The following is an 8354-nucleotide window of genomic DNA, read 5'->3' on the forward strand; positions in this document are numbered from 1 at the left end:
CAGCAGTTACTCATCCAACAGTAGTGCCTTTAGCAGCAGTTCTTCATCAAATTATTCAAGTTCATTAAGTAGTCACAACTCGAGTTCCAGCAGCAGTTTTTCGTCTAATAGTAGCGCTGTCAGTAGTAGTTCCAGCAGTAATTACTCCTCAAGTTATTCATCACAATTGAGCAGTTCATCATCGAGCTACTCCAGCTCTCTGAGCAGTCAAAACTCCAGCTCGAGCTCTTCGTTCTCCTCTAGCTTATCCAATAGCCAGAGTGCAAGTGGCAGTATGAATGCTAGCTCATCGTCGAGTTTTTCGAGTTCATTGAGTTCTGCTTCTTCAAGTTCGAGCAGCAGCTTCTCGAGTTCGAACAGCTCGAATTCATCTAATTCTTCATCGAGCTTTTCGAGTTCGATAAGTTCGAATAGTTCGAGTGCCTCGAGCTCGAATAGCAGCTCTATTAACTCAAGCTCCATCTCATTTTCGTCGAGTAATAGCAGCTCAATTAGCTTTAGCTCATCATCATTCTCCTCGAGTCAAAGCAACTCCCTAAGTTCTAGTTCTTCCTCCTTCTCTTGGAACAACAGCTCGGCCTCGTCCAGCTCATCTTCAAGTTTCTCGAACTCTAATTCTCTGAGCTCTAGTCAATTTTCATCAAGCAATAGCTCTGCTTCATCAAGCTCTTCATCGAGTTATTCAGCCGATAGCAGTGCTAGCTCGTCTAATTTCTCATCTCAGGCGAGCTCTCAAAGCTCTAGCTCAAGCTCATTCTTCTCTTCGAGCTTCTCCTACAGCTTGAGTGCAAACGGTGGAATGAATTCCAGCTCCTCCTCCAGCTTCTCTAGCTCAATCAGTTCAGCCTCCTCTAGCTCGAGTAGCAGCTATTCCAGCTCCAATAGCTTGAATTCATCCATTTCCTCTTCAAGCTTTTCGAGCTCCCAAAGCTCACAAAGTTCAAGCTTTTCATCAAGCCTGTCGAACTCTCTCAATGGCAACTCCTCTTCAATTAGTGCCGCAAGCTCTTCCTCGTCTTCCTCCTACAGTAGCTTCAACAGCTCGGCCTCGAATAGCTCTTCGGCGAACTTTATATCCGTCAGCGCCTCAGTCTCCAATAGCCAAAGCATCAGCCAGTCGAGCTCTAGCAGCAGTGTGTTTAGCTCTAATATAGCCAGCAGCTCACAATTTAGCTCCATCAATGCCTCAGCGAGTTCTTCCTCATCCTCAAGTTTCTCGCATAGTATATCGAATAGCGCCCCCAATAACTCCGCCAGCTCTTCATCTTTCAGTGCTTCAATGAGTGCTGCAAGTTCTTCTTCCTCTAGCAATTTCTCATTCTTCATCAGCTCCCAAAGCTATAGTTCCTCCTCAAGCTTCAATAATTCCAATAATCAAAATAATTCCAGCCTCAGCAGTTCAAACTTCAGTGCCTCCTCTAGCGCTCACTATTCGTCCTCCTCATCGTTTAGCTCATTCAATAGCTCCAACGCCAACGCCAGCAACGCTTCCTCCTCTTCATTCTTCTCCAATAGCTCATTCAATAGCTCTTCAAACAGCTATCACATCAGCTCCTCCATCAGTGTCTCTAATAGCAGCGGCGGCAGCATGAATTCTGCCTCAAGTTCCTCAAATAGTTTCTTCATCAGCTCATCCATCAGCCATAGCAATAACAACACAAATAACAACAACAGCAGCAGCGCATTTAGCAGCAGTAGCAGTTTCTCTTCAAGCAGCTCGAGTTCTTCGAGTAGCTCCAATAGTTCCTTCTTCTTCGTCGTTTCGAGCTCTGGAATGTCATCATGCTCGGGTTGCGATTTTTCAAGTAGTAGCAGCAGTATAAGCAGCAGCTCAAATTACAGTAGCAGTTCATCCTTCTACAATTCGTCTAATAGTGCAAACAACTCCTTAAGTGCAAACAGCTCCTTCAACTTTAGCTCATCCTCTTTAAATACCACCACCGGCTCTCAATCCTCCAGTTCATCCAGCAGCACCTTCAATACCCTCGGCATCACTCCCAACACCCTCTTACAAATTGCGACCGAACCTCTGAACGGTAACGCCTACGGCGGACTTGGCACCGCGTGGGGCACGCCAAATGTCATGGCACTCGGCGCCCAACAAGCTCAACGCGCAAACCGCGGCGTCTATCATAACCCGTGGGATAACATCTTCCTAGTCTCATACCTCGACATACAACCACCCGAAAATGAACAGACTCCCCCGCTAGCCACGGCCGATTTTGATCCAAAACGACATCTTAATTCACAACAGCCAATGCAAACTTTCTTAAGAAGCAACGTCCGTCTTTATGAACGTAACGGCCGTCTCTTCGCCGCTGAATCCACGCCTCAAGCAGTTTACGTCATAGACAAACCTGACATAGAAGTCGTGGGATACAACTTCGATCCCCGATTCCTCGTCCCGCCTGTGCCTCCACGAATTGAAGATATTAAGGAACGTTACTACAAAGGCACAACTCAGATGCCCACCACCAACATCAACATGAGAAACTCAGTTCCCTACTCCTTCGAGCGCAGCAACGAAGCCGCACCTAATAATCTTCAACCCTTAAACACACCTCCACGCAACGTTTACTATTACCACAGCCCCGTGCAACAACCTCCCAGCATTCGCAATAAACGCCGTCGAGATGCCCTCTACCGACAAAATACACCCATCCACCTTCCAGGTGAGGAAATGCCTCCTGAGGAAAATACCGCAACATACTTCGAATCAGACCTTGAGACTTACCCTGTGGCTCAACGCTGATCGATATTCATTTCGCGAGCTACACTGATAAAGCCCCTTCAAGACAAAAAGGGGCTTTTTTATTCCCTCACTGAATGTGATTTACTTGCAAGCTATCTAGGTTCCTCTTCTCCGCCTAGACACAGACTGGCCTTACTCAAAGAACCTCCCAATAGTGAAAAAATAAACTAAATACAACTTTCTTAAACCTACCCAAGGGTTAAAATTTATATCAGATTAAGTAAAATATAAAAATTCCCGTTTGTAAACCGTATCGTTTTTATAAAATCCATTCAATCAAAAATAAAAAATTTTTTCACAAAAGAATTGACAAATTTAATAAAACAAGTAAATAAATTTCGTGATTTAAAGAAGGCGCATGAAAATCCTAGACGCGAGTTCAAGTGTAAACAAGCCGCTTTGCTACTTCATAAGCTCTACTATAACAAACAAACAACTTCGTTCTTTAGTTGCTTGCATGGCTCTTTGGACCACGAGCGTGCAGGCCCAAGCGCAACTCCCATCACAAGGCCAGGTCATCAGCGGCAATATCGTGATCGGAGAGAATGCCGACCAAATGAACATCCATCAATCCACTCAGCATGGCATAATCGATTGGCATACTTTCAGCATCGGAAAAGATCATACAGTGAATTTTCATCAACCTATTGGTGGAGCTACACTGAATCGCGTCACCGGCGGCTTTCAATCGTATCTCGATGGACAACTCAATGCCACAGGCTCACTCTATCTTGTGAATCCAAGCGGAATCGTCGTCGGAAAAAACGGACGCATCAAAGTCGGCCAAGATGTTTATCTCTCTACAATGGACATAAAGCCCGAGACTTTTCTCCGCGGCTCAAACCCAGAATTTATTAACCGCTCTCAACAATCCGTAATAAACTTAGGCACTATTGAATCAGGCCGAGACGTATTTCTCATAGGCACAACCGTGCACAATCAAGGCGCTCTAAAAGCCGGTCGCACGGCAGGACTAGCGGCGGGCGGGTTTGAAGCAGAAATAGTCATTCAGGATACTCGCCAAAAGCCGAACGCACCCCGCGTCCAGATCCGCAGGAAAGGAATCACAAACAACACTCCTATCGGAATAGACCAAAACGGTTTAATTGAAGCAGCAAGCGCTGAGATTTTATCCGCGGGCGATATTTATGGCACAGCCATCAATATAGGTCCCGAAAGTCAGATACTCCTTCGTGGGCAAGCCGAAGAGCCAATTGCAAGAGCTATCGTTGTGAGCTCAGACGGAGAAATCCGCGTAGCAGGAAAAATACAAGCTACCAATCTTGATGGAAGCGGAGGTGAGGTCATCATTGATGCGGGTCGCGGAACAGAAACCCGCAAAGCCCAAGCACTAGTAACAGCAGAAATCAACGTCTCAAGTGATAGCAAGCACGCAGGGCGTGTAAAAATACTCGGAGATCATGTTGCTCTTTATGAAAAATCATCTGTAAATGCCACTGGGGCCACCGAAGGAGGAGAAATCCTCATCGGAGGAGATGTCCAAGGTTCCAACCCAGATGTCCCAAATGCCAAAGCTGCCTACATTGGACAAGACGTAATTATTCGTGCGGACGCACTAGAATACGGAGACGGCGGTAAAATTATCGTCTGGTCAGATGAAGCGACTCGTATGTATGGCGCACTGAGCGCCGAAGGAGGGCGACAAGCTGGTGATGGCGGATTTATCGAAGTTTCATCGAAGGGAAGCACCCTAGAAACAGAAGAAATCATCCGAGCCTCTGCCAAAGCCTACAATGGCCGTTCCGGAACATTCCTCCTCGATCCCCCAGACCTTACAATCTCTACAAATGTAAATAGCAACGTCACCAGCGGTCCTAATTTCAGCCCCACTGGCTCAGGCGCCAATGTCAGCTACACGGCTCTCAATCTTCTTTTAAGTGGAGGCACATCGGTCATCCTCACAACCGTAACAAGTGGCCCAGGAAACGGCGACATCATTTTCTCAACCGGTGGAGTCCTCAATTTTTCAGGTAATAACACTACCCTTACACTTAATGCCTGGCGAAATATCGTAGTCGCCAATGGAGTCATTGTGAATATCAACGGCTCTAGCCACACAGGACAAACCCTAATCTTCAATGCAGATCAAGGAGGCACAGCTACTGACGGTGAAATCCTCATTAACGGCTCACTCATACTAAATAACCTAATGGATGCTTTTACAGCAACAGGCGAATCCATCAAAATCGACTCTCCCAATTTCAACACGGGCGGTGGAGTCACGACGATGACAACCACTGATGGTGACTTTATCATTACAAATACAGGCGCACTCTATTCAAGCGCCCAACAATTCAACATAAATGTCAACGGCGGAGACTTCGATATGGGAGCCAACGGCATTTTGTCCATTAATGGGGGAGTCATGACGATTAATTCCTCAGGCAATGTAACCCTTGGTAACACCAGTCTTAATCTTTCAGGAACCGCTGCTTCCTCAATAAACGCCAACGGTGGCTCTATCACAATTCAAGACTTCTTAGCCATTGATTTAAATACGCAGATGTTCAACCTCAATGCTTCACAGGATATCCTGCAAACCAGTGTATTACAGGGTATACTTGTCAGTAGCCAAGGCCCAGGAGCAGGAATAAAATTACGCGCCGATGCCGACAATAATAACACAGGCGTCATTGTTCTCGCAGATGCTCTGATTACTGACGCCACCGACCCCGTCAACGTAGAACTAGAAGCAGCCGGCAATATCACATTTGGAAACACATTCTCCATCGGACCCGGAAATTTCCTAAAAATAAAATCACATCAAGGCAGCGTGGTCATGCTTCCACTATCATCAATAGAGACCAACACAAACTCACTCCAAATCGAGGCTCGCGATGACGTAGATTTGCAGTTTGTCACAGCTTATAATCTAGCCAGCCCATCTTACATTAAGTCTAATCTCGGAGACATCATCTTCAACGCCGATAGCGAATTCAGAATTGGCAACATAACGTTTGATATACAAGCCAGAGACAACATCACAGTAGGAAACAACTCTAACATCACCCTCAAAGGCCTTAATAGCGCTGCCTTAGCAAATTTCGAAGCCGATACCGGCGGTGGCTCTAGCAATGGTAGTATAACAATCAACGGAAAAATCCTCTCCGACTCTTCTACAGCCGCAAATGTTCAACTAAAAGGAGAGAACATCACGCTTGGCCCCTCCGCCGGTGTAACCAACACACGAAGTCTCATCGCACAAGCCACAGTGGGCAACATCACACTCGGCAACAATGCCACCCTTTCAACTATCAACACCGCATCAAACGCCATCCTAACCGCCAGCAACTCAATCACCATGGCGGACTCCGCAATCCTCAATCTTTCAGCATCCGGCACCTTAAACATCCAAGCCACAAACAATATTACCCTCGCAGAAGCCACCCTGCGCCATACCGGCTCCGGTGATATCACCGTCCAAGCTACCAACGGCAGTATCCTCGACGCCTCCCCCTCGACCGATACCACCCCCAACATCCAATTTCAAACGTCAGCCACCAACGCCGCCCTCAAACTCAACGCAGGACAAGCAATTGCAGCCCCCGGCAATGCTGATCTCGATATTCGAGCCCTTGCCAACAATCAACGCATTCAAGCCACAGCTGGACAAGGTATATTCATTCAAGAATCGGGTTCCAACCAAAACACCTTTAACGTAGCCGGCCTCCAATCCACCTCGGGCACCATTGATTTCCGTGCACAAAATATCACAAATCTCAACATCACCAATGATATCAAACGAACCGGCACAACATCAGGCTCAATTATCCTCGAGAACAACATCGGCAACATTGCTCTTGATGCAGACCTTGGATCAGACACCGCCGCCTCCATTATCAAAGTAAAAGCTACAGGTAATATCACCCAAACTGCCAACAAACTCATCCGAGCAGGAGGAATCAACTCATCCGTAGACCTAGAGGCAACGACACCCTCTTCCCCAGGCAATATCACAGGCGCTACAGGCCCCTACAACTCACTCGCCATCAAAAATGCAGACACCATCTCTGCCCGTGCCGGTAGCCCCACCGTAACCGGGACGGGTTCATACACCGCCAACGGCCAACTCCGCATTGCTCATGAATCCAGCCTCACCGATACCCTCGTCGAAGAACTCTTAGGTCGAAACATCATATTCACCAACCGCGGCCCCGCAGGACACACCCTCATCATTGACAAAGTCGACACCACACAAAACACAGACTCCCGCGTCATGATACTCTCCGGACGCGACGGAGCCTCCAACACCCCTCAAAACCTCCTTCTCAACGACCTCAACATCACAGGAAACATCGGCAACTACGCTCCTAATCGTCAATTTAACCGAATCTTCCTTGCAGCTAATAAAGACGTCATGATTGATCCAGGAGTAGTCGTCAAAACTCAACCCGGTGGACACATCCAAATTGTTACCGACGAAGCATTCCCCACCCCACCTCTCTTCGGAACAGGCGGCCTTAAAAACTTCGGAACTATCGATGCCGGCCCGACTGGATCCGTCACCCTCTACGGCTCCTCCCCCGATAACATGGTTCTAGGCACAATTATAGCCGCCAACGGCGCAGATAACACAACCGGAAAATGGTATCAAACCGATGCAGGTGCCAACGCCTACAACCCCGACACCGGCTATCAACCCCCAGGCACCGGAACAACTCCTGGTGGAGAATTTTACAAAGACCAAGGCACCGCTGCATCAAGTGCCGCCTATAGCTCCAGCTTTTACAATTCCAGTTTTAATAACTCGTCTAGCTTCTTCAACAGCTCTTCGTTCAGCAATTCTTCTAGCTTCGGCAACAGCTCTTCGCTTTATCATTCTTCAAGCTTCAACAATAGCTCCTCGTTTAACAACTCATCGAGCCTCTTCAACAGCTCAAGCGTCCACAATTCATTCATAAACAACAGCTCAGCCGCCGCAAGCTCCAGCTTCTACAACAGCTCCTCAATCAACAATTCATCAAGCCTTTACAACAGCTCTAGCTTCAACAATTCCTCCAGTTTCAATCAAAGCTCTTCATTCAACAACTCATCGAGCCTCTTCAACAGCTCAAGCGTCCACAACTCATTCATGAACAATAGCTCGGCCGCTGCCAGCTCGAGCTTCTACAACAGTTCCTCGATCAACAACTCCTCTAGCTTCTACAATAGCTCCTCGCTTGTTAATTCCTCCAGCTTCAACAACAGCTCATCATTCAATAACTCTTCTAGTTTCAATCAAAGCTCTTCATTTAACAACTCATCGAGCCTCTTCAACAGCTCAAGCGTCCACAACTCATTCATGAATAACAGCTCAGCCGCTGCAAGCTCCAGCTTCTACAACAGCTCGTCGATGAGCAACTCCTCGAGCCTCTTCAACAGCTCCTCGTTCAGCAATTCTTCCAGCTTTAGCAACAGCTCATCGTTTAACAACTCCTCCAGCCAGAGCAACAGCTCTTCAATCAACAACTCCTCCAGCTTCCACAACAGCTCGTCGATGAGCAACTCCTCGAGCCTCTTCAACAGCTCCTCGTTCAGCAATTCTTCCAGCTTTAGCAACAGCTCATCGTTTAACAACTCCTCCAGCCAGAGCAACAGCTCT

At 47.3% G+C, this 8354-nt stretch carries 5 protein-coding genes; 2 read left to right on the plus strand and 3 right to left on the minus strand.

The annotated features are described in order from the left end of the window. Positions 1-207: 207 nt before the first annotated feature. The 3 genes from NZM04_05520 to NZM04_05530 form a co-directional block, all read right to left on the minus strand. Complete coding sequence (locus tag NZM04_05520; GenBank protein ID MCS7063490.1) at positions 208-462, minus strand: hypothetical protein; 255 nt, start codon at positions 460-462, stop codon at positions 208-210. Positions 463-1023: 561 nt separating this feature from the next. Next, positions 1024-1326 (minus strand): hypothetical protein, encoded by a 303-nt coding sequence (locus NZM04_05525; GenBank protein ID MCS7063491.1) that lies wholly within the window; start codon positions 1324-1326, stop codon positions 1024-1026. Positions 1327-1542: 216 nt separating this feature from the next. Continuing rightward, on the minus strand, positions 1543-1740 hold the full coding sequence (locus NZM04_05530) for a hypothetical protein (GenBank protein ID MCS7063492.1): 198 nt from the start codon (positions 1738-1740) through the stop codon (positions 1543-1545). A gap of 34 nt (positions 1741-1774) precedes the next feature. On the opposite strand from NZM04_05530, the gene NZM04_05535 reads away from it, so the two are divergent. Together NZM04_05535 and NZM04_05540 are read left to right on the plus strand one after the other, a co-directional pair. Continuing rightward, on the plus strand, positions 1775-2752 hold the full coding sequence (locus NZM04_05535) for a hypothetical protein (protein MCS7063493.1): 978 nt from the start codon (positions 1775-1777) through the stop codon (positions 2750-2752). 457 nt (positions 2753-3209) lie between these two features. Then, on the plus strand, positions 3210-8354 hold a 5145-nt coding region (locus NZM04_05540; protein MCS7063494.1), incomplete at its 3' end, for a filamentous hemagglutinin N-terminal domain-containing protein.

It is taken from the genome of Candidatus Methylacidiphilales bacterium, from assembly GCA_025056655.1.
GTDB lineage: Bacteria > Verrucomicrobiota > Verrucomicrobiia > Methylacidiphilales > JANWVL01 > JANWVL01.